The organism is Nakamurella sp. (assembly GCF_048594475.1).
Taxonomy (GTDB): Bacteria; Actinomycetota; Actinomycetes; order Mycobacteriales; family Nakamurellaceae; genus Nakamurella.
Map to the genome: position 1 here is coordinate 1 of NZ_JBMDXT010000011.1, position 2,041 is coordinate 2,041.

Sequence of the window (2,041 nt, forward strand, 5' to 3'; positions counted from 1 at the left end):
CGAACCCCCGAGTACGCGGATGCACAGGATCTCCTTGGCGCCGGTGTTGTCGGCGACGCGGAGACGGGACTCCTGCTGAATCACTGCAGTCCGCCTTCCTAGCAACCCGGGATCGCCGGGCCGCGGTCGTCTGGTTCCGCCGCTTCCTGCGTCCGGCCGCCGACATGCGAAAAGACAAGAGGAAGTACGAGCGGAAACTGCTCGCTCGCCTTTTCACTCTTGCCTGTGGCACGTGGCCGCACGCGTCCGCTCACCGGCTCGCACCGGCGGGTGGTCACGCAGGAAGGTGACGAAGCCCTGGCAAGATTTCCGACCTTGCCAGGCCAGATCGACGCCCGCTGGGCACACTTGCGCGGCCCGGCTGACGCCAATCGTCAACGATACTCGATTCCGTCGCCGGACGCCAATCGGCCCAGGTCAGACGGCGCGGTCCGGCCATTCGCCGGGCGAGATCCACATCCACGACGCAAGAAGCCTGCCCAGGTGGATCTCGCCCGACAGTTGTCCACATTCTGCCGACCGCCCCGCCCGCCGGCGCACCGAACCGGTGAACTGGGTCGGTGCCCCGCGCGTCCCGACCTCTCCCGCCGCGCATCGCCGACCTGACCCGCCGGCAGGACGGCCTCGTCACCCGAGCCCAGGCCACCGACGCCGGTGCGACCATCGCCCAGATCGATGGTGAGCTCCGGACGGGCCGGTGGACGCGGGTGCTCCCAGAGGTCTACTCCATCGCAGGACCACGACCGGCCCCGATGAGGTTCATCCGGGCCGTGTGGTTGTGGGCCGGCTCCGGCGCCGTGATCGAGGGTTCGGCCGCCCTGTTCTGGCAGCGCCGCTCGGATCGCCCGCTGACCGACGTCACGGTGTCGTGCGGGAGGAATCTCCGGCCGCCCCGGAACCCGAACTGGCCCATCCGCGTTCGGCGGCGTGTCGTGAACGAGTTCTGGACGGTCCGCTGGAACCGGATCGTCACGGTGCGCACCGAGTACGCGATCGCGCAACTGCTGCCCACGGCCGGCCCGGCGCTCCTGGATGATGCGGTCCGACGACGATGGGTCACGGTCGACCAGGTGGCCGAGGTTCACCGTGCCGTGTCCTCCCGCGGGTCGGTCGTCCGCGGCACGATCCTGGCCGCGGCCGGAAGCGGGGCGATCTCCGAGGCCGAGCGGATCCTGCACCGGTCCCTGCGCGCAGCCGGGATCCGCGGGTGGCGAGCGAATGCGGCCGTGAACCTGGGCTCGGGGAGGCGCATCGGCGACGTGGTGTTCGAGGAGATCCGCCTGCTGGTCGAGATCGACGGATTCGCCTTCCACACCGACCACGAGCGCTTCGAGGACGATCGACGCCGGCAGAACGAGTTCACGCTTGCCGGGTGGACGGTGCTGCGGTTCACCTGGTGGACCTTGAACCAGGAGCCCGACCGCGTCGTCCGGGACATCCAGAGCACGCTGTCTCGGCTGCGCGACCGATGAGATCCACACCACCGGCCGAAGAAGACCGTTCAGGTGGATCTGGGACCCGGGAACGCGAAACGGCCCCGCCCGAGCCGAAGCTCGAACGGGGCCGCCGCGAGAGGACCCGACCTACTGGGCCTTCTCCAGGATCTTGACCAGACGCCACCGCTTGGTCGCGGACAGCGGCCGGGTCTCGGCCAGCAGCACGCGATCGCCGATGCCGGCGGTCTCGTTCTCGTCGTGCGCCTTGACCTTGGTGGTCCGGCGGATGACCTTGGAGTACCGCGGGTGCTTCACCCGGTCCTCCAGGGCCACGACGATGGTCTTGTTCATCTTGTCCGAGACGACCAGGCCCTCACGGGTCTTGCGCTCACCGCGCGCCTTGGCGGCGGGCGCGGCGTTCTCGGCGGTGGCCGCCTCGGCGGTCACCTCGGTGGATTCCGGCTGCTCGCTCACGCGGCACCTCCTTGCTTGGCCAGCTCGTCCGGTCCGACGGACAGGCCGAGCTCGCGCTCGCGCATGACCGTGTAGATCCGGGCGATGTCGTGCTTGACGGTGCGCAGCCGCCGGTTGTTGTCCATCTGTCC

4 protein-coding genes are annotated in these 2,041 nt (G+C 69.5%); 1 reads left to right on the forward strand and 3 read right to left on the reverse strand.

The features are described from left to right. On the reverse strand, positions 1-84 hold an 84-nt coding region (locus ACOJUF_RS00680; RefSeq protein ID WP_420119940.1), incomplete at its 3' end, for an uL14 family ribosomal protein. A gap of 668 nt (positions 85-752) precedes the next feature. On the opposite strand from ACOJUF_RS00680, the gene ACOJUF_RS00685 reads away from it, so the two are divergent. Beyond that, positions 753-1,472, forward strand: coding sequence for an endonuclease domain-containing protein (locus ACOJUF_RS00685; protein ID WP_420119939.1), 720 nt, complete (start codon positions 753-755; stop codon positions 1,470-1,472). Positions 1,473-1,583: 111 nt separating this feature from the next. Here ACOJUF_RS00685 and rpsQ read toward each other — a convergent pair whose 3' ends face one another. Beyond that, positions 1,584-1,883 (reverse strand): 30S ribosomal protein S17, encoded by a 300-nt coding sequence (gene rpsQ, locus ACOJUF_RS00690; protein ID WP_420119941.1) that lies wholly within the window; start codon positions 1,881-1,883, stop codon positions 1,584-1,586. A 23-nt stretch (positions 1,884-1,906) separates the two neighbouring features. Next, positions 1,907-2,041 (reverse strand): 50S ribosomal protein L29 (gene rpmC, locus ACOJUF_RS00695; RefSeq protein WP_420119942.1); only part of this gene is annotated, 135 nt, incomplete at its 5' end.